Below are 19,149 nucleotides of genomic sequence, written 5' to 3'. Positions count from 1 at the left end.
CGGCCGTTGGCCGACCGTCCGGTCGACCGGCTGCGGGGGTGCGCCCGGGGTCGCTTGTTCAGACTGCTCCGGACAGCGTGCCCGCGCCCCGCGTCGCGGTGTGCGGCAGCCGTGCCCCCGCACTTCCAGGGCTCTGGGCAGCCTCGGAAGTCCCACCCGTCTTGGCCGTTGCGGCCGCTGCGGCGGGGTCGGCTATCCGGGCGGTCCGGGCCTTCTTCCCGCCGCCCTCCCGTGCCGCAGCCCGGGCGGCCTTCCTCGCCCTGCGGCGCTCACGCCGTAGCCGCCGCGCCGTGCTGCTGGGCTCGGACACCACCCCGTGGCGCTGGTTCCACACCTGGCGGGTCACCCAGACGTCGAGCACCGCCCAGGTCGCCACCACTGTGCCGGCCACACTGGAGAGCACCATCGGAAACGCCAGCCACGACCCGGCGACCGTGCAGAAGAACGCCACCATGGCCTGGATCAGCGTCACGGCCGCGATCAGCACCGCACGCACGGCGGCCGTGCGCACCGGCTCGGCCATGCGCCGCCTTGCCGCAGGCTCCTCCACCCACAGCTGCCGACGCTCTTCCGTACTCATGGACCCTGTCACTCCCCACCTATATCCGACATGAGGAGGGATGCCCGGATTAAATGCATTGAATCCCCCGTCCTCATGGTGAATCCCCCCGTACACAAGGACGATTGACCAGCCTGGAAGATTCCCCCGGAGAGCGTCTCGGACAGAAGGATTCCAGCCAACTGCGCCCCTCCGGGGGGCGACGAACCGTCAGGCGGCAGGCACGCACCCGGGAATGTGAACTCCCCGGATGCCCCGCACCCCCGACGCCGCGGGCATCCAGGTCGGCCGCAGCCGTCCGAAAATCGTCCGGACGCGCCTTCGAGCCCTTCTTGCGGCAGTAGTAGGCTCGCGCCGTTTGTTGACGGAACACCGCCATCACCGGCAGGTCCGAGCAGGGGGAGGGCATGCGCTTTCGCGGGAGGTCGATCCGCCGGAAGATCGTGACGTTGCTGCTCATCCCCCTCGTCTCCCTCACCGCCCTGTGGGGGTTCGCCACCGTGCTCACCGGCCGCGAAGTGGGCAGACTGCTGGCCGTCGGCTCGGTCGCCCGCGAGGTCGGCCGCCCCGTCGAGGACATCGCCCACGTCATCCAGGAGGAACGCCGCCAGACGCTCGTCTATCTCGCCGACCCCAGAGCGGCCGAAGCGCTGCCGGCGCTTCACCGGCAGCGCCAGGCCACCGACCGCGCCGTCGCGAAGGTCAGGGAGAACGCCGACCGCTCCGGCGTCCGCGAGGACATGCGTCCTGAGAGCGCCCGGAAGCTGGACTCCCTGCTGGACGCGCTGGACGGTCTGGACGCCCTGCGCCGCTCCGTAGAAGCGGGCGAGATCTCCCGCAGACAGGCCCTGGAGTTCTACAACGGCGTCGTCGACCCCTGCCACAGCTTCCTGAGCACCCTCCTCGTGCTGGACGACGTCACGACGGAGCGCCAAGGCCGCGCCCTGGTCAGCCTGATGCGTGCCCGAGAGACGCTCGCCCGCGAAGACGCACTGATCGCCTCCGCCCTCACCACCCGTAAGATCACCGGCCCGGAGATCCGCGCGCTGACCGACCTCGTGGCGCAGCGCACACTCCACTACGACGTCGGGTACGAGCACCTGGCCGCCCGCGACCGCGAGATCCATCGGCAGATCTGGGGCAGCCCCCGGACCGCGCCCTTGCGCGAGGCCGAGGAACGCCTCATCTCCCAGGGCCCGGCCACAGGCCTCGGCGCGGCGGAGGCGGAGCGCTGGCGGCAGGCCGCCCGCCCCGTCCTCGACGACCTCGCCCGCGAGGGCGCCGCAGCGGGCGACCGCTTCCAGGACCGCGTGGAACCCGCCGTCCGCGAGGTCTTCGTGAAGGCGGGCATCGCCGGCGTTCTCGGCTTCCTCGCCCTTCTGCTCTCCGTCATCGTCTCCGTCCGCGTGGGACGTGACCTCGTCCGCTCGCTCACCCGGCTGCGCAGAGAAGCCCACGAGGTCTCCGGCGTACGGCTGCCCAGCGTCATGCGCCGTCTCGCCGCGGGCGAACAGGTGGACGTCGAGACCGAAGCCCCGCGCCTGGAATACGACGAGGACGAGGTGGGCCGGGCGGGACAGGCCCTCAACACCCTCCAGCGGGCGGCGGTCGAGGCGGCCGTGCGCCAGGCCGAGATGCGCCGCGGCGTCTCCGAGGTCTTCGTCAACCTCGCCCGCCGCAACCAGGTGCTCCTGCACCGTCAGCTCACGCTCCTCGACGCCATGGAGAGGCGGACCGAGGACGCCGAGGAACTCGCCGACCTGTTCCGCCTCGACCACCTCACAACCCGGATGCGCCGCCACGCCGAGGGGCTGGTGATCCTCTCCGGGGCCGCTCCCTCCCGCCAGTGGCGCAAGCCGATCCAGCTGATGGACGTCGTCCGGGCGGCCGTCGCCGAGGTCGAGGACTACGAACGCATCGAGGTGCGCAGACTGCCCCGGCTGGGCGTCGGCGGCCCCGCCGTCGCCGATCTCACCCACCTCATCGCCGAACTCCTCGAGAACGCCACCGTGTTCTCGCCCCCGCACACCGCCGTGCATGTGCACGGCGAGCAGGTCGCCAACGGCTTCACCCTGGAGATCCACGACCGCGGTCTCGGCATGACTCCGGACGCCCTGCTCGACGCCAATCTCCGACTGGCCGAGACACCGGAGTTTGAACTGTCCGACACAGACCGGCTCGGTCTGTTCGTCGTCAGCCGGCTCGCTCGGCGCCAGGGGGTACGGGTCTCCCTCCAGCCCTCCCCGTACGGCGGCACCACCGCGGTCGTCTTCATCCCGGCCGCCCTGCTCACCGAGGCTCCCGAGACCCAGGGAGCCGGCTTCCGGCTGGACCGCAAGAGCGAGAGTCCCGCCGGGCGGCGGAGCGGCGGCCGGCGGCAGCGCGCCGACGGTGTGTTCAGTGCGCTCTCGGCGCGGCCGTCGGCTCTGCCCGACGGTCCGGTGGAGCTCGAACCCCCGGTCGGACCACCGGATTTCAGCGTCACCGTGGACTTGGCAGACGGCGCTGTCGACCGCGACGCGCGCTGCGACGTCGACGACCCGTCCGGCGACGAGTTCTTCCTGTCCGGCACCCGCGGGCGACGCCGTTCCGTGCCGGACGAATGGCATCATCGGCAGTCGCAGTCGCAGTCGCAGTCGCAGTCGCAGTCGCAGTCGCAGTCGCAGCAGCGGCACGGCGGACCGGCGCCGCTGCCGCGCCGCAAGCCCCCGACCCTCGTTCCCGTACCCGATCCGCCGGATCCGCCACCGCCTCCCGCGGGCGGCGCCCCGCAGCCGCCCGGTCCGGCCGACGGTCTGCCCCGCCGGGTGAGACAGGCCAGCCTCGCCCGCGGGCTCCGACGTGAAGCGGAACCCGAGACGACCCGGCTCGGTCTCCGGCCGGACACCGAGCGGGACCCGGAGGAGGTCCGCGGCCGCATGTCAGCGATGCAGCGCGGCTGGCAGCGCGGCCGCCGCGAGAACCACCCCGGCGACATGCGCGACCGGATCGACACAGGCAACGACACAGGCAACGACACACGCAACGACACACGCAACGACGGAACCGCAAGAACAACCAGAACCACAATCAGAACCACAACGGAGGGGGACGGTCGATGACCGCACCGTACGCCGCAGCATCCAACGCCGCCGACGCCGATGTGCCCGCCCGCAGCACAGCGCGGGGCTCCGGCGAACTCGGCTGGCTCCTCGACGAACTGGTCGACCGCGTCGACAGCATCCACAAGGCCCTGGTGCTCTCCCGCGACGGCCTCGCCACCGGTGCGTCCCGCGATCTCACCCGTGAGGACGGCGAGCACCTCGCCGCCGTCGCCTCCGGGTTCCACAGCCTCGCCAAGGGCGTGGGCCGGCACTTCGACGCCGGACAGGTCCGCCAGACCGTCGTCGAACTGGACGAAGCGTTCCTCTTCGTCACGGCCGCCGGCGACGGCAGCTGCCTGGCGGTGCTCGCCGACGCCGACTCCGACGTCGGCCTCGTCGCCTACGAGATGGCGCTGATGGTCAGGCGAGTCGGAGCACACCTCGGCACCGCGCCACGGACCGGCCTGGCCGCCGACGGCTGAGCGGGGGCGTGGACGGCATGAGCGACCCGGCCCAGCACGGTCAGCCGACTCCGCCCGGCCCCGCGTCCTATCCGAGACCGCCGTCGCCGCCGCACCAGTGGTTCGACGCCGACGCGGGGCCGGTGGTGCGCCCGTATGCGATGACGCGCGGGCGAACCAGCAGCACCGCCACCCACCGGCTCGACCTGATCGCCCTGGTCTTGCCGGACGCCGCGGCCGACGATCCCGGCCGCGACCAGACGCTCTCGCCCGAGCATGTGGAGATCGTCGAACGCTGCGGTGAGATCCCGCAGTCGATCGCCGAGCTCGCCGCAGGTCTCGACCTCCCCGTCGGAGTGGTCCGCGTCCTCGTCGGAGACCTCGTCGTGGACCGGATCGTCCAGGTAACCCGTCCCATCCCCCCGGCCGAGCTGCCGGATGTGAGCATTCTCCGCGAGGTGATCAATGGTCTTCGGGCGCTCTAGCCGCCGGACGGCCCCGCCGGCCGAGCCGGTCACGCTGAAGCTGCTGGTGGCAGGCGGTTTCGGAGTGGGCAAGACGACGCTGGTCGGCGCGGTCAGCGAGATCAGACCGCTGCGTACCGAGGAGTCGCTGACCGAGGCGGGCCGCCCGGTCGACGACACCGAGGGCGTCGAGTCCAAGGCGACCACCACTGTCGCCATGGACTTCGGACGGATCACGCTCCGCGACGACCTGGCGCTGTACCTCTTCGGCACGCCGGGCCAGGACCGCTTCTGGTTCCTGTGGGACGAGCTGGCCCAGGGCGCCCTGGGGGCGGTCGTCCTGGCCGACACCCGGCGGCTGGACGACTCGTTCGCGGCCATCGACTACTTCGAGCGCCGGGGCCTTCCCTTCACCGTGGCCGTCAACTGCTTCGAGGGGGCGGCCCGCTTTCCGGCCGGGACGGTGCACGCCGCGCTTGATCTCGACGCCGATGTTCCCCTGCTGATGTGCGATGCGCGCGAGCGTGAATCCGTCAAGGACGTGCTGGTCGCCGTGGTGGAGCATGCGCTGACGCATGTCGACCGGGACCGCCGGCCGGCGGCGACCTGACCCCGTGCCGCCTGTGCCGGGGGACACGGCCCGTACCCCCGCCGACAGGGGTACGAGCCGTGAGCTCGCTCATGCCCCGGCGTCGGCGCCGCCCTCCTGAGGGACCTCCTCCCAGCCGAAGCTCCGCTCGACCGCCTTGCGCCAGTTGGCGTACTCGCGCTCCCGCACCCCCGCCTCCATGCGCGGCGTCCACTCCGCGTCCGGCTGCCACTGCGTCTTCAGCTCGTCGAGTCCCGACCAGACGCCGGTGGCGAGCCCCGCCGCATAGGCGGCCCCCAGACAGGTCGTCTCGGAGACCCTGGGCCGGATCACCGGCACGCCCAGCACATCGGCCTGATGCTGCATGAGCAGTTTGTTCGCCGTCATGCCGCCGTCCACTTTCAGGGTGCTGATGGGCACGCCCGAGTCCTGGTACATCGCCTCCACGACCTCGCGGGTCTGCCAGCTGGTGGCCTCCAACACGGCCCGGGCGAGATGCGCCTTGGTGACGTATCCGGTGAGCCCGGTGATGACGCCACGTGCGTCGGAGCGCCAGTACGGGGCGAACAGACCGGAGAACGCGGGCACGATGTACGCGCCGCCGTTGTCCTCCACGCCGGCCGCCAGCGACTCGATCTCGTCGGCGCTGCGGATGATGCCGAGCTGGTCACGGAACCACTGCACCAGGGCCCCGGTGATCGCGATGGAGCCCTCCAGGCAGTACACCGGCGGCGCGTCGCCGATCTTGTACCCCACCGTGGTGATCAGTCCGCTCTTGGACGGCACGGGCCTGGACCCGGTGTTGAGCAGCAGGAAGCTGCCCGTGCCGTAGGTGTTCTTGGCCGTGCCCGCGTCGTAGCAGGCTTGCCCGAAGACCGCCGCCTGCTGGTCGCCCAGGGCGGATGCGACCGGCACCCCCGCCAGCGGGCCCACGGCCGTCCCGTACACCTCGGCGGAGGACCGGATCTCCGGAAGGATCGCCTCCGGGATGTTCATGGCCTGGAGGATCTCCGGGTCCCACTGCAAAGTGGAGAGGTTCATCAGCATCGTGCGCGAGGCGTTGGTGACGTCGGTGACATGCACGCCGCCCTCCACGCCGCCGGTGAGGTTCCAGATCAGCCAGGAGTCCATGGTGCCGAAGGCGATCTCACCGCGTTCGGCCCGGCCGCGCAGCCCCGGCACGCTGTCCAGCAGCCAGGCGACCTTGGGTCCGGAGAAGTAGCTGGCCAGCGGCAGCCCCGTCGCATCGCGGAAGCGGTCCTGGCCGACCTCGCCGCCCAGCCGACGGCATATCGCCGCGGTGCGGGTGTCCTGCCAGACGATGGCGTTGTGCACCGGCGCGCCCGTGGCCCGGTCCCACAGGAGCGTCGTCTCACGCTGGTTGGTGATGCCCAGCGCGCTCAGCGCCCCCGCCTGCAACCCCGCCCGGGCGAGCGCCCCGGCGACCACGGCCTGCACCGTGGTCCATATCTCGGTGGCGTCGTGCTCCACCCACCCCGGTTTGGGGAAGATCTGCCGGTGCTCGCGCTGGTCGACGGCGACGATCGCGCCGTCCTGGCTGAAGATGATGCACCGGCTGGAAGTGGTGCCCTGGTCGATGGCCGCGACGAATCGGTCCGTCCGCACCGTGCTGTCCGTCGACATCTGTGTCGTCCGCTCCCCTCAGAAGGCTGCGTTGAAGATGAGCCCGGCCAGGAGTCCGCCGACGGCAGGGCCAGCGACGGGAATCCATGCGTAGCTCCAGTCGGACGTCCCTTTGCGGGGGATCGGCAGGAGTGCGTGCGCGATCCGCGGCCCGAGGTCGCGCGCCGGGTTGATGGCATAGCCGGTCGGCCCGCCGAGCGACAGGCCGATGCCCACCACCAGCAGAGCCACCAGCAGGATCGAGATGCCCGAGCCGTAGATCCCGGCCTGCTGGCCGGGGATCTGGCCGACGCCGATGCCCGCGTTCCTGCCGAAGGCGAGGATCGGCAGCACGAGCGCGACCGTGGCGATGACCTCGGTCAGCACATTGGCGGCGGGGCTGCGGACCTCCGGACCCGTTGCGAAGATCCCCAGCGTCGGCTGTGCATGTTCCTCGTCGGCATTGGCCCGGAACTGTGCGAAGTACACCAGATAGGCCAGTACGGCGCCGAGGACCGCACCCGTCAGCTGTGCGGCGACATAGAGCGGTACCTTGCCCCACTCCCCGGTGTCCACGGCGAGGCCGAGCGTCACCGCCGGATTGAGGTGCCCTCCCGAAAGAGGCGCGGCCGTGTACGCGCCCGCCATCACCCCCAGACCCCAGCCGAAGGCGATGGCGACCCAGCCGGCCGCCCTGGCCTTGGAGCGGTGGAGGGTGACGGCGGCGCAGACGCCCGCGCCGAACAGGATCAGCAGACCGGTGCCGATGACCTCGCCGACGAAGATGTCCCCGTTGCTCATGGCGGCTCCTAGGCTCTCGCCCGAGGCTCGGCCCGGGCCGTCGTCCGTGCAGGAGATGCTTGCTCATGGCGCTTCGGTGTTACCGACGAACAGGCAGTGTTCACCGGTGGCCGTGGGGCGTCAAGGACGCCTGCGACAAACGCAGTTCAGGCGGCGGCCGGGTTGTACCGGCGGTAAGCCTGAGATCCGCCGGGAGAGCGCCGGGCGAGCGCCCGGAGAGCGTGTCAGCGGAGTGCCACGACGGCCGAGCCATGCCCGAAGAGCCCCTGGTTCGCGGTGATCCCCACACGCGCCCCGGCCACCTGCCGCCGTCCCGCCGCGCGGCGCAGCTGCCAGGTCAGCTCACAGACCTGGGCGATGGCCTGCGCGGGCACCGCCTCGCCGAACGAGGCGAGGCCGCCGCTCGGGTTGACGGGCAGGCGTCCGCCGAGCGCGGTCACGCCCTCGCGCACCAGCGAGGCGCCTTCGCCCTCCTCGCACAGGCCGATGTCCTCGTACCACTGGAGTTCAAGCGCGGTGGAGAGGTCGTACACCTCGGCGAGAGACAGGTCCTCGGGGCCGATGCCCGCCTCCTCGTAGGCGGCGCGGGCGATCGAGGCCCGGAACGAATCGACGGCGGGCGGCGTCTCTGCCGCTACGGCCGGGCGGTCGACGGCCGGGCGGTCGACGGCCGGGACGTCGGCAGCCGAGGCGGTGGCGATGTCCGAGTCGGTGGCGACGCCCGAGGCGCTGGCGACGCCCGAGTCGGTGGCGATGTCCGGCAGGTCGAGCACCGTCTTCGGATAGACCGGGGTGACCGTGGACACCGCCCGGATGCGCACCGGGTCCGCGGCCCCGTGCCGACGGGCGAAGTCCATGCCGGACAGCACCAGCGCCGCCCCTCCGTCGGAGGTGGCGCAGATGTCGAGCAGCCGCAGCGGATCGGCGACGACCGCGGAGGCGGCCACCTCCTCGGCGGAGACGGCCCTGCGGTAGCGGGCGTTGGGGTTGTGCGCCCCGGCGGCCGCGTTCTTGACCTTCACGCGCGCGTAGTCGTCCGGGCTGTCGCCGTAGCACGCCATGCGGCGGCGCGCATACAGCCCGAAGTAGGCCGGGTTGGTCGCACCGAGGACCCGGAAGCGCAGCCAGTCGGGATCGTCGGGCCGTTCGCCGCCGGCCGGCGCGAAGAAGCCCTTGGGGGCGGCGTCGGCGCCCACCACCAGCACCACGTCGGCCAGCCCGGCCAGGATCTGGGCGCGTGCCGCGGCGATCGCCTGGGCGCCGGAGGCGCAGGCCGCGTATACGCTCGCCACGCGCGCGCCCTGCCAGCCCAGCGCCTGGGCGAACGTCGCTCCCGCCACGTACCCCGGGTAGCCGCACCGCACCGTGTCCGCGCCGACGACCGACCGCACCTGCCGCCACTCCAGCCCGGCGTCCGCGAGAGCGTCCCGGGCCGCGGCGACTCCGTACCGGACGAAGCTGCGCCCCCACTTGCCCCAGGGGTGCATCCCCACCCCCAGGACGGCGATGTCCCCGCTCATGACCCGGCCTCCGGGGCGGGTACTCCGCCGTACAGGGGACGCCAGTGCCACGTCGTCCACACCGTGTCTTTGTCCTCGTAGAGGACGCCGGGGACGACCTCGACCTCCATCCCCACCTCCAGGGCTTCGACCCCGACGCCCGGGGCGGCCTGCCCGAGGACCACCATCCGCTCCGCCGCGAGCTCGACGGCGACGATCGTGTACGGCTCCCACTCGGCGGCCGGGTCCGAGAGGTACGGCGCGGGGGGCCGGTAGCGGCTGTCCGTGTACGACCACACCCGCCCCCGCTTCGACAGCGGGACCCGCACCAGTCCGCCCCCCGCACAGGCGGGATTGCGACAGAAGGACTCCTCCGGGGGGAAGAACACCGCCGCGCAGGCGGTGCAGCGCGTGCCGAGCAGCCGGAAGTCCGGATCCGCCCCCTCCGGGCACGCCTGCGAGAACCAACCGTCGACGACGGGCGTGCGCCTCACGGGCCCTCCCCGGACAGCCGTAACTGACGAAGTGTCAGAAGTGTGCCATGCGCGCATGCTCCACGACGAGACCGCGGAGCGACCTCCATGCGACCGGGAAGTCGAAATACGTGTCCGGGAACGGCTCCTGCCGATAGGTGAAGTGCCACCACTCCTCGGGGAGGTTGACGAAACCCTCCCTTTCCAGAACGGCCTTCAGCAGTGTTCGACGGGCACGCTGCCCGCCCGTGATCCTCGGATCGGCGGTGTGCGAGAGCGTGTCGAAGCAGTCGAATCCCGTGCCCATGTCGACGGAGTTGTCAGGGAAGCGTTCGGACCGCGGCGCGTAGCAGGGGACGAGCGGCTCTCCCGGCACATACGGGCGCGTAGGCAGCGCGGGCAGCTCGACGAGTGTCGCATCCACGGTGCTGCCCCTGCTGTGCCCCGACTTCGCGGCGATGTAGCCGTCCGCGAACAGGCGCGACTTGTCGACACGCGGATAGAACTCCGCCTTCATGCCCTCGTCGTCGAGGTCTTCGGCCCATCTCACGAAATGGTCGACGGCCCGCTGCGGCCGGTAGCAGTCGTACACCTTGAGCGAGAGCCCCCGGCGCAGCAGAGCCCGCTGCGCCCTGGCCAGTGCCTGTGCGGCGGGCCGGGTGAGGATGCACACGGGCTGCCGGTAACCGTCCACCCGCACGCCCGTGAAGTTGTGCACGGTCGTGTACCGCATCTCCTGGATGATCGTCGGGGCCACCGTGCGCAGTGCCACGAACTGCTCGGGGGCGCGGGGCTCATGACGAGCCGAACGCTCCGCTCGGACCTGGGGTCCCGGAACGGCCGGCACAGGCGGGGCCGCGGCCACGGTCGCCAGCAGCGCGGCCGACACCACGGCGGCCGCGACCGCGGTGCGCCGGTGTGACGGCGCACCCCGGAACCGAAGGGACCGAAGCAGGCGAGGGAGGCGAGGGAAGGCGGTGGAGCGAGGGAAGCCGGGGCCGGAGCGTCGTGTCATGTGCACCCTCTACCCATCGACCGCGCCGCCCGCCCCCGGCTCGTCGAGTCCCCGCACCCGCACCGGCCGGCGGGGCTCCGCCCGTCCGCCCGAAGTGACGCGGTCGACGACGACCCGTCCGTCCACCCGGCGGGACGCATAACGCTCCGCGACGGCGCGGACCCACCCGTCGCCGGTGTCGGGCACCACCACACCACCCCCCGTGCGCCCCGCCGCCGGGGCCCACACCTCCAGCTCCAGCCGCTCCTCGCCCCCGTCACCCACCCCGTAGACCGGGATCACCGCCCCCGCCCGCGCCAGCACCGGAATCCGGGAGAGCGGCGCCGGAACGAGCACCTGCCCGGGACCCTCGTAGGCCCGCCCGGTCGCCGTGTCGTACCAGCGCCCCCGCGGCAGCCGCACCGCCCGCCGGTCCGCACCGGGCTCCAGCACCGGAGCCACCAGCAGTGCCTCCCCGAGCAGAAAAGCGTCCTCACAGTCCCGCAGCACCCGGTCCTCCGGACTGTCCCACCACACCGGCCGCGCATACGGCGCCCCCGTCATCCGCGCCAGATGCGCCAGTGTGACGAAGTACGGACGCAGCCGCTCCCGCTCGGCCAGGGCAGCCCGCGCATGCTCAAGGACCTCGTCGCCGAACTCCCACGGCTCCCTGCGGCCCGCGTCTATCGCCGCATGGGTGCGGAACAGCGGCAGATACGCCCCCAGCTGGAACCAGCGCAGATACAGTTCGGGCGACGGCCGCCCGTCAAAACCACCCACGTCAGGCCCCGAGTACGGCACCCCGCACAGCCCGAGCCCCAGCGCCAGCGACAGCGACGCGCGCAGCCCCGGCCAGCCCGTGGCCACATCGCCCGACCAGGTGCCCCCGTACCGCTGCAGCCCCGCCCAGCCGGACCGCGAGAACAGAAACGGCCGCTCGTTCGGGCGCAGTCGGCGCAGCGCCTCGTATCCGGCACGTGCCATCGCCAGGCCGTACACATTGTGGGCCTCCCGATGGTCGCCGCCGCGCCCCTCCAGCACATGCCGCGCCGACCGCGGCAGCGTCATGTCCCCGAACGGCGTGAAAGACACCGGCTCGTTCATGTCGTGCCACACACCGCTGAACCCCTGCGCCAGCCGCTCCTCGTACAGCCCGCCCCACCACCTGCGCGCGCCGGGATCGGTGAAATCCGGATAGACGCAGTCGCCCGGCCACACCACGCCGCGCACCTCGCGCCCGCGCCCGTCCCGTACGAACGCGTTGGCCGCCACCCCGCTGTCGTACACGGCATTGCCCGGCTCCGCCTTGACCGCCGGGTCCACGATCGACACCAGCTTCACTCCGGCCTCCCCGAGCTCCTTCGCCAGCCCCGGGAGGCCGGGAAACCGCTCCCGGTCCACGGTGAAGACGCGATGGCCGTCATAGTGGTCGATGTCCAGATGGACCGCAGACAGCGGCAGGCCCCGCTCCCGGTAGCCCGCGACGATCCGCCGCACCTCCCGCTCGCTGCCGAAGCCCCACCGCGCGTGCTGCGGCCCCAGCGCCCAGGACGGCGGCACGGCCGGCCTGCCCGTGAGCTGCGTCCAGCCGGCCAGCACGCGCGCGGGGGTGCCCACGATCACCCAGCAGCGCAGCGGACCGCCGTCCATCCGCACCTCCGCCGAACCCGGCCGGTCATGCCCGGACCCCGCGCCCTCCTCGCCCTCGCGGAGCGTGACCCGCCCCTCCCAGGAGTTGTCGTGGAACGCCAGATGCGTGCCCGCGTCGGCCACGGTGAACTGCACCGGCATGGTGAGGTACAGCGGATCGTCCGCCGGCCGGAAGGCCTTCTTCGGGTCGGTGTTCCACAGGCGGTACACGCCGTCGCGCAGCCGCGGCCCCGACGCCCGCCCGCCGAGCCCGAAGAACCGCGCGTCCGCAGGCGTCTCGCTCCGCTGCAGCCAGCGCGCCGGACCGCCCCGCACAGGCTCCCACCAGCGTGGCGGCAGATCGCGGCGCAGCACGATCCCGCCGGGTGTGAGGACCTCCACCGCGCCGTGCCGGAAGACCCGGACCGTGAACCGCTCCGAGACCAGCCGCCAGCCGTCGTCCGTGTCCGGTTCCAGCTCCACCCGGGGGTCGGGGGCCGGAGGGACGCCGTCCAGCGCGTACGACGGCTCAGGGGCCGCGCCGTCCCACCCCCAGAAGACCATGCCGCCCTCCGCCACCTGGATGCGCAGCTCCGAACGGGCGAACCGGATGACGCCGCCTCCGGGGAGCGGCTCCGCCCCCTGCACCGCCCCGGGCACGCGTGCCCGCTCCGGGCCGCGGGCCGGCAGCCCCTCCGCGTCCGTTCTGCGCTGCCGCCACGCCGAACGCGCCGCACGCAGCCCCCGCACCGTCCCCATGGCCCTCACCGAACGCACCAGATCACGACCGTCCACGCCGCCCACCACCGTCCACTGCCGTCCACCCAGCTCACCCTGCCATCAGGCCGAGTCCACGCGGGGATTGTTCAACTCCCGTTCACCCGTGGCGAGACCACTTCTTCCCCGGGCGGCCCCCTCCGAGCCCCCTCCGGGACTTCGCCGGGGACCGGCCGGCACCCCGCCCGGGCCCCCGCCCTGCCCCTGTCCGGAACCGGGCCTCACCCCACCCGGGAAGCCCTGGTGCGAAGGACGATCACATGGCATCGTCCTGTCAGCCGCGCCCGCGCACACCCCGCACGTGCGCGAGCCGGACGCACACACCGCGTACAGCCAGCAAGCCATCCGGGAGCCGCCCCATGACCTCAGCGACACCAGCGACCTCAGACGCGAATCCTGCCCCTCTGTGGCAGCCGGGCGCCGAGCGGATCGCCTCCGCCCGGATCTCCCGGTTCCAGGCCTGGGCCGCCGAGCGCCACGGCGCGCCGGCCGAGGGCGGCTACCCCGCGCTGCACCGCTGGTCCGTCGAGGACCTCGAATCCTTCTGGCGCGCGGTCGCCGACTGGTTCGAGGTGCGGTTCTCCAGCCCGTACGAGACCGTCCTCGCCGACCGCGAGATGCCCGGGGCCCGCTGGTTCCCCGGGGCTGCCCTGAACTACGCCGAGCACGCCCTGCGCACCGCCGAGGAACCGGCGCGCGCCCAGGAGCCGGCCCTGCTGCACGTGGACGAGACACACCAGCCGGCCCCGGTGAGCTGGGCCGAGCTGCGCCGTCAGGTCGGCGCGCTCGCCGCACGGCTGCGCGCCCTCGGAGTACGCCCCGGGGACCGGGTCAGCGGCTACCTTCCGAACATCCCGCAGGCGGTCACCGCGCTGCTCGCCACCGCCGCCGTCGGCGCCGTATGGACCTCCTGCGCGCCGGACTTCGGCGCCCGCAGCGTCCTCGACCGCTTCCAGCAGGTCGAACCCGTCGTGCTGTTCACCGTCGACGGCTACCGCTACGGCGGCAAGGAACACGACCGCACCGGGACCGTCGCAGAACTCCGCCGCGAACTGCCCTCCCTGCGCGCAGTGATCCATGTCCCGCTGCTGGGCGCCGCGGCCCCCGAGGGCGCCCTGGAATGGTCCGACGTCACCGCGGGGGACGCCGAACCGGTCTTCGAGCAGGTCCCCTTCGACCACCCGCTGTGGGTGCTGTACTCATCCGGCACCACCGGCCTGCCCAAGGCCATCGTCCAGTCCCAGGGCGGCATCCTGCTCGAGCACTTCAAGCAGCTCGGGCTCCACAACGACCTCGGCCCCGGGGACCGGCTCTTCTGGTACACCTCCACCGGCTGGATGATGTGGAACTTCCTCGTCTCCGGCCTGCTGACCGGCACCACGGTGGTCCTCTACGACGGCAGCCCCGGCCACCCCGACACCGGTGCGCAGTGGCGCGTCGCCGCGGACACGAAGGCCACCGTCTTCGGCACCTCCGCCGCCTATGTCATGGCCTGCCGCAAAGCGGACGTCCACCCGGCGGCCGACTACGACCTGTCGCGGGTGACCTGCGTCGCCACCACCGGCTCGCCGCTGCCGCCCGATGGATTCCGCTGGCTGCACGACGAGTTCGCGGACGCCGGCCAGGACCTCTGGATCGCCTCGGTCAGCGGCGGCACCGACGTCTGCAGCTGCTTCGCCGGCGCGGTGCCCACCCTGCCCGTGCACATCGGCGAGCTCCAGGCCGCGTGCCTCGGCACCGATCTGCAGTCCTGGGACCCCCAGGGCAAGCCGCTGATCGGCGAGGTCGGCGAACTCGTCGTCGCCAACCCCATGCCCTCCATGCCGATCCGCTTCTGGAACGACCCGGACGGCAGCCGCTACCGCGACAGCTACTTCGAGATGTTCCCCGGCGTCTGGCGGCACGGCGACTGGATCACCGTCACCGAACGCGGCTCCGTCGTCATCCACGGCCGCTCCGACTCCACCTTGAACCGGCAGGGCGTCCGCATGGGCAGCGCCGACATCTACGAAGCGGTGGAACGCCTCCCGGAGATCAAGGAGTCGCTCGTCATCGGCCTGGAGGAGGCGGACGGCGGGTACTGGATGCCGCTCTTCGTCCACCTCGCACCCGGCGCGACGCTCGACGACGCGCTGCGCGCACGGATCAAGCAGACCATCCGCGAGCAGCTCTCACCGCGCCATGTGCCGGACGACGTCATCGAGGCGCCCGGCATTCCGCACACGCTCACCGGCAAGCGCATCGAGGTCCCGGTCAAGCGTCTGCTGCAGGGGACGCCCGTCGACAAGGCCGTCAACCCCGGCTCCGTCGACAACCTCGAACTGCTGCGGTTCTACGAGGACCTGGCCCGCACCCGCCGAAGCCAGAACCGCGGATAGGCTCTCAACGCCCTGCCGCCCGCCGCCGCGCAAGGCGCCTGCCCAGGAGTCCGCGGACTGGCCGACCCCGCGTTGTCAGTGCCGGCCGCTACGGTGAGTCACACCAGATCGACCAGGAGCAGCGGGGGAGACCACCATGGCGCACACCAGGAACACCGGCCCGGCGAAGAGGGCGGAAGCATCCGGGCCCAGGGCGGAAAGGAGGCGCGGCCTGCGCCGTGAAGTCCCCGGCCTCGTCGCCGTCCTGGCCGACGAGCAGGACTTCAGCGCGATGCGCCAGTACCGCACCTTCGCCTTCGACGACCATACCGACTACCTCAAAGCAGCCGACGACCTTCTGCGCAGCCTCGCCCGGCGACAACGGCACACCGCCGTAGCCCTGTTCGACCCGGAGGACTTCGCCGACTACTGCGACGCAACCGGCCTCGACCCCGACTCACCCGTCAGCCGCAGTCGCTTCACGGCCGACGTCGCAGGCCACACCGTCTCCATCCGCTACACCGGAGAGCCGCTCACCGCACTGCTGCCCGTACTGATCGACACAGCGGTGCGCCAGGCCACGCAGGAGTACGCGACCGAACTGCTCGCCGGCCTCGGCGCGTGCGCCGACTGCGGCCAGGACATCGGCCGAGCCGCCCTCCAGCGCGCCTCCCACACCCTCATGCGCCTGCTCGACAGGGCCGACGCAGGCAGCCACCACCTCGTATGCAGCGTTTCCGCACCGGACGAACAGCTCCTCGCCGTCCTCCACGCCGACTCGTCCGCCGCCTCCCCGGCCGCTCCCGCACCCGACGGCGAACGGGCGGCGGCCGCAGTCGACCCGGCGGAGGCCGCCGAGTTCGCCGCCGTCCTCGCCGTCGGCATCGCCCTGGAAACCACCGGCGGAATCGTCCTGCGCACCAGCAACGCCGACACCCCCGACCGGCTCCACGGCTGGCGGCTCCGCCAGGGCACGCTGATCCCCCTGACCGCGGGCGAGGTCTTCAGCGCCTACTGCACCGACGCGGCCACCGGCGAACCGCTCTCCCCGGAGCCGGGAGTCGAATACTGCCCCGGCTTCCCGGTCACCTCACCGGATGACCCCGATCCCCACAGGTGAAGCCCGAAGGGGCTCCCCGCGCAGGGCGGGAAGCCCCTTCCGAACTCCTGGCTCCGCGGCGTCGTCAGAGCCCGTGCTGTTCGGCTACTCGCCGGACAGCACGGCCTGGGCCGCCGCACGGGCGCCCTCCGCCGTGTCCGCGGCCCGCGCGGCCGCGGCAGCGCGCTCGCACTGAGCGAGCGTGTACTTGGCGAGCGTCGCCCGCACATAGGGAATCGACGCGGCGCCCATCGACAGCGACGTCACACCGAGCCCCGTCAGCACACACGCCAGCAGCGGATCGGAGGCCGCCTCACCGCACACACCACAGCTCTTGCCCTCGGCCTTGGCGGCCTCGGCAGACAGCGCCACGAGATCCAGGAGCGCCGGCTGCCACGGATCCTGCAGCCGCGACACCGCACCCACCTGACGGTCGGCGGCGAACGTGTACTGCGCGAGGTCGTTCGTCCCCAGCGACAGGAACTCCACCTCCTGCAGAATGGCGCGCGCCCGCAGTGCGGCGGACGGAATCTCCACCATCGCCCCGAACTTCGCGTCCAGGCCCGCGGCCCGGCACGCGTCCGCGAACGCCTTGGCATCCGTACGGTCCGCGACCATCGGCGCCATGACCTCGAGGTACACGGGCAGTCCCTCGGCGGCCTTGGCCAGCGCCGTCAGCTGGGTCCGCAGCACCTCGGGGTGGTCCAGCAGCGTGCGCAGCCCGCGCACGCCCAGCGCCGGGTTCGGTTCGTCCGCCGGCGTCAGGAAGTCCAGCGGCTTGTCCGCGCCCGCGTCCAGCACCCGCACGACCACCCGGCCCTCGGGGAACGCCTCCAGCACCTTCCGGTAGGCGTCGACCTGCTTCTCCTCGGACGGCGCCTGCTTGCTGTCGTCAAGGAACAGGAACTCCGTGCGGAACAGGCCCACGCCTTCCGCGCCGGCCTCCACCGCGGCCGCCACATCGCCGGGACCGCCCACATTGGCCAGCAGCGGCACCTTGTGCCCGTCCGACGTCGCGCCAGGGCCGGTGGCGGCGGCCAGCGCCGCCTTCCGCTCCTCCGCGGCCTTCGCCAGCTCCGCCCGCTTCTCGGCGCTCGGGTCCACATGGACGTCGCCGGTGCTGCCGTCCACCGCGACCACGGTGCCCTCGCTCAGTTCACCGGCGCCCGGAAGCGCGACCACGGCGGGGACGCCCAGCGCACGCGCCAGGATCGCGCTGTGGCTGGTCGGCCCGCCCTCCTCGGTGACAAAGCCCAGCACCAGCGCCGGGTCCAGCAGGGCGGTGTCCGCCGGAGCGAGGTCCCGTGCGATCAGCACATACGGCTCGTCGCTGTCCGGTACCCCGGGCATCGGCACGCCCAGCAGCCGAGCCACGATCCGGTTCCGCACATCGTCGAGGTCGGCCACGCGCCCGGCCATGTACTCGCCCGCGCCCGCCAGCATCTCGCGGTAGGTGGCGAACGCGTCGTACACGCCCCGCTCGGCTGTGCTGCCGACCGCGATGCGCCTTTCCACATCGGCCAGGAGCTCCGGGTCCTGCGCCATCATGGCCTGTGCCTCGAGCACCGCCTGTGCCTCGCCGCCGGCGAGATTGCCCCGGGCGATCAAATCGGCGGCAACGGCCTCGACGGCCTTGCGGGCGCGCCCCTGTTCGCGCTCCGCGTCCTCCGCCGGAATCTGCTTCGCCGGCGGCTCCAGCACCGCCGTGCCCATGTGCCGCACCTCGCCGATCGCCACACCGTGGCTCACGCCGACGCCTCGCAGCGTTGTCTCCATTTCACCGTCTCCGATTGAGGGGCGGCCCCGGGCCGCCGCGATGGATGTCCCGCTCGCCGCACTCTCGCGGCAGCGACGTCAGCTCCAGCCGAAGAGCTCGTCGCCCGCCTTCACATCGCCGTCCTCACGGAGACCGGAGAGGGAGTCGGCCGTGGCCTCAAGAGCCACGACGGGGCAGATGGCCGACTTGCCGGCGGCCTCGACTGCCGCCGGGTCCCAGCGCACGACGGCCTGTCCGCGCTGCACGGTGTCGCCCTTGCTGACGAGCAGCTCGAAGCCCTCGCCGTTCAGCTGGACGGTGTCGATGCCCAGGTGCGTCAGCACACCGTGCCCCTGGCCGTCGACCACTACATACGCATGCGGATGCAGGGAGACGACGATGCCGTCCACCGGGGCGACGGCCTCCGAGGGCTCGCGCACCGGGTCGATTGCGGTGCCGGGGCCGACCATCGCACCGGAGAAGACGGGATCAGGCACAGCCGCGAGTCCGATGGCACGTCCGGCGATCGGGGACGTCACTGTGGTCATGGGGCCTCCCAGGGGCGGAGAATCGTACGGTGTCGTCACGCCTGTCCTGCGACGACACACTGTTCAGAAGGGTAGGTCATAGGAAGTCCCAGTTCCGCGCAGTTGGTACTGGTTGGCGGCTCTTGGGACGCACCGGAAACGATTTGCCTCGTGTCTCGGCGGCATGTACTGTCGTACCCCTGCCTGACCCCAACGCGACATTGAGTCGAAGGTCGGCGGCAACTATCGAGTGCAGATCCTACTCCTGGATTCCATTTCCGCATGCCTGCGGGTTGATGGTCAGAGAGGCCGGAAAAGCCTGATAGAGTACGGAAACACCGAAGGGAAGCGCCCGGAGGAAAGCCTGGACCGGTTGGTCGGGGTGAGTACGAAGGAAGCGTCCGTTCCTTGAGAACTCAACAGCGTGCCAAAAGTCAACGCCAGATATGTTGATACCC

15 protein-coding genes are annotated in these 19,149 nt (G+C 72.0%); 6 read left to right on the top strand and 9 right to left on the bottom strand.

What is annotated here, in order from left to right:
* Window positions 1-58 precede the first annotated feature (58 nt).
* Entirely contained in the window at window positions 59-580 is a 522-nt protein-coding gene (locus QCN29_RS33120; protein ID WP_398860471.1) for a hypothetical protein, read from the bottom strand.
* Between the two features lie 386 nt (window positions 581-966).
* On the opposite strand from QCN29_RS33120, the gene QCN29_RS33115 reads away from it, so the two are divergent.
* The 4 genes from QCN29_RS33115 to QCN29_RS33100 are packed head-to-tail and all read left to right on the top strand — an operon-like array spanning window position 967 to window position 5,177.
* Complete coding sequence (locus tag QCN29_RS33115) at window positions 967-3,660, top strand: sensor histidine kinase (RefSeq protein WP_279932799.1); 2,694 nt, start codon at window positions 967-969, stop codon at window positions 3,658-3,660.
* Window positions 3,657-4,124 carry a roadblock/LC7 domain-containing protein gene (locus tag QCN29_RS33110; protein ID WP_279932797.1) on the top strand — a complete coding sequence of 156 codons (468 nt, stop codon included), beginning with the start codon at window positions 3,657-3,659 and terminating at the stop codon, window positions 4,122-4,124. Before QCN29_RS33115 ends, QCN29_RS33110 begins: the two co-directional genes overlap by 4 nt.
* Window positions 4,125-4,141: 17 nt before the next feature.
* The gene (locus QCN29_RS33105; protein WP_240138595.1) at window positions 4,142-4,588 is read left to right on the top strand and encodes a DUF742 domain-containing protein; all 447 of its coding nucleotides are present in this window, start codon (window positions 4,142-4,144) and stop codon (window positions 4,586-4,588) included.
* Entirely contained in the window at window positions 4,569-5,177 is a 609-nt protein-coding gene (locus QCN29_RS33100; protein WP_279932795.1) for a GTP-binding protein, read from the top strand. The genes QCN29_RS33105 and QCN29_RS33100 overlap by 20 nt, the downstream gene beginning before the upstream one ends.
* Before the next feature lie 69 nt (window positions 5,178-5,246).
* On the opposite strand, the gene glpK is transcribed toward QCN29_RS33100, so the two are convergent.
* The 6 genes from glpK to QCN29_RS33070 all read right to left on the bottom strand — a co-directional run bounded on the left by glpK (window position 5,247) and on the right by QCN29_RS33070 (window position 12,970).
* Window positions 5,247-6,800 (bottom strand): glycerol kinase GlpK, encoded by a 1,554-nt coding sequence (gene glpK / locus QCN29_RS33095; protein ID WP_279932794.1) that lies wholly within the window; start codon window positions 6,798-6,800, stop codon window positions 5,247-5,249.
* Window positions 6,801-6,818: 18 nt separating this feature from the next.
* Entirely contained in the window at window positions 6,819-7,580 is a 762-nt protein-coding gene (locus QCN29_RS33090; protein ID WP_240138592.1) for an MIP/aquaporin family protein, read from the bottom strand.
* A gap of 224 nt (window positions 7,581-7,804) precedes the next feature.
* Complete coding sequence (locus QCN29_RS33085; protein WP_279932793.1) at window positions 7,805-9,100, bottom strand: lipid-transfer protein; 1,296 nt, start codon at window positions 9,098-9,100, stop codon at window positions 7,805-7,807.
* Entirely contained in the window at window positions 9,097-9,573 is a 477-nt protein-coding gene (locus QCN29_RS33080; protein WP_279932792.1) for a Zn-ribbon domain-containing OB-fold protein, read from the bottom strand. The genes QCN29_RS33085 and QCN29_RS33080 overlap by 4 nt, the downstream gene beginning before the upstream one ends.
* A 34-nt stretch (window positions 9,574-9,607) precedes the next feature.
* On the bottom strand, window positions 9,608-10,567 hold the full coding sequence (locus QCN29_RS33075) for a M15 family metallopeptidase (RefSeq protein WP_279932790.1): 960 nt from the start codon (window positions 10,565-10,567) through the stop codon (window positions 9,608-9,610).
* Window positions 10,568-10,576: 9 nt separating this feature from the next.
* Window positions 10,577-12,970: a glycoside hydrolase family 31 protein gene (locus tag QCN29_RS33070; RefSeq protein WP_279932789.1), complete on the bottom strand. Its 2,394-nt coding sequence runs from the start codon at window positions 12,968-12,970 to the stop codon at window positions 10,577-10,579.
* Between the two features lie 341 nt (window positions 12,971-13,311).
* On the opposite strand from QCN29_RS33070, the gene QCN29_RS33065 reads away from it, so the two are divergent.
* Both QCN29_RS33065 and QCN29_RS33060 read left to right on the top strand, forming a co-directional pair.
* Window positions 13,312-15,330, top strand: a complete 2,019-nt coding sequence (locus QCN29_RS33065) for an acetoacetate--CoA ligase (protein ID WP_279932788.1) — start codon at window positions 13,312-13,314, stop codon at window positions 15,328-15,330.
* Between the two features lie 136 nt (window positions 15,331-15,466).
* Entirely contained in the window at window positions 15,467-16,429 is a 963-nt protein-coding gene (locus QCN29_RS33060; protein WP_279932787.1) for a hypothetical protein, read from the top strand.
* An 84-nt stretch (window positions 16,430-16,513) separates the two neighbouring features.
* Here QCN29_RS33060 and ptsP read toward each other — a convergent pair whose 3' ends face one another.
* Both ptsP and QCN29_RS33050 read right to left on the bottom strand, forming a co-directional pair.
* On the bottom strand, window positions 16,514-18,184 hold the full coding sequence (gene ptsP / locus QCN29_RS33055; protein ID WP_279932786.1) for a phosphoenolpyruvate--protein phosphotransferase: 1,671 nt from the start codon (window positions 18,182-18,184) through the stop codon (window positions 16,514-16,516).
* 78 nt (window positions 18,185-18,262) lie between these two features.
* Window positions 18,263-18,712 carry a PTS sugar transporter subunit IIA gene (locus QCN29_RS33050; RefSeq protein ID WP_279932785.1) on the bottom strand — a complete coding sequence of 150 codons (450 nt, stop codon included), beginning with the start codon at window positions 18,710-18,712 and terminating at the stop codon, window positions 18,263-18,265.
* Between the last annotated feature and the right edge of the window lie 437 nt (window positions 18,713-19,149).

The sequence above is a fragment of the Streptomyces chengmaiensis genome, assembly GCF_029846775.1.
Taxonomy (GTDB): domain Bacteria; phylum Actinomycetota; class Actinomycetes; order Streptomycetales; family Streptomycetaceae; genus Streptomyces; species Streptomyces chengmaiensis.
Note: the sequence above shows the minus strand (reverse complement) of the source record. Positions and strands in the feature narration are given on the sequence as shown.

Bases quoted from the DNA above. Each gene is read 5' to 3' on its own strand.
- QCN29_RS33105 (WP_240138595.1), top strand. From the start codon at position 4,142: ATGAGCGACCCGGCCCAGCACGGTCAGCCGACTCCGCCCGGCCCCGCG.
- QCN29_RS33065 (WP_279932788.1), top strand. From the start codon at position 13,312: ATGACCTCAGCGACACCAGCGACCTCAGACGCGAATCCTGCCCCTCTG.
- QCN29_RS33120 (WP_398860471.1), bottom strand. From the start codon at position 580: ATGAGTACGGAAGAGCGTCGGCAGCTGTGGGTGGAGGAGCCTGCGGCA.
- glpK (WP_279932794.1), bottom strand. From the start codon at position 6,800: ATGTCGACGGACAGCACGGTGCGGACGGACCGATTCGTCGCGGCCATC.
- QCN29_RS33115 (WP_279932799.1), top strand. From the start codon at position 967: ATGCGCTTTCGCGGGAGGTCGATCCGCCGGAAGATCGTGACGTTGCTG.
- QCN29_RS33110 (WP_279932797.1), top strand. From the start codon at position 3,657: ATGACCGCACCGTACGCCGCAGCATCCAACGCCGCCGACGCCGATGTG.
- QCN29_RS33060 (WP_279932787.1), top strand. From the start codon at position 15,467: ATGGCGCACACCAGGAACACCGGCCCGGCGAAGAGGGCGGAAGCATCC.
- QCN29_RS33100 (WP_279932795.1), top strand. From the start codon at position 4,569: ATGGTCTTCGGGCGCTCTAGCCGCCGGACGGCCCCGCCGGCCGAGCCG.
- ptsP (WP_279932786.1), bottom strand. From the start codon at position 18,184: ATGGAGACAACGCTGCGAGGCGTCGGCGTGAGCCACGGTGTGGCGATC.
- QCN29_RS33075 (WP_279932790.1), bottom strand. From the start codon at position 10,567: ATGACACGACGCTCCGGCCCCGGCTTCCCTCGCTCCACCGCCTTCCCT.
- QCN29_RS33050 (WP_279932785.1), bottom strand. From the start codon at position 18,712: ATGACCACAGTGACGTCCCCGATCGCCGGACGTGCCATCGGACTCGCG.
- QCN29_RS33090 (WP_240138592.1), bottom strand. From the start codon at position 7,580: ATGAGCAACGGGGACATCTTCGTCGGCGAGGTCATCGGCACCGGTCTG.
- QCN29_RS33085 (WP_279932793.1), bottom strand. From the start codon at position 9,100: ATGAGCGGGGACATCGCCGTCCTGGGGGTGGGGATGCACCCCTGGGGC.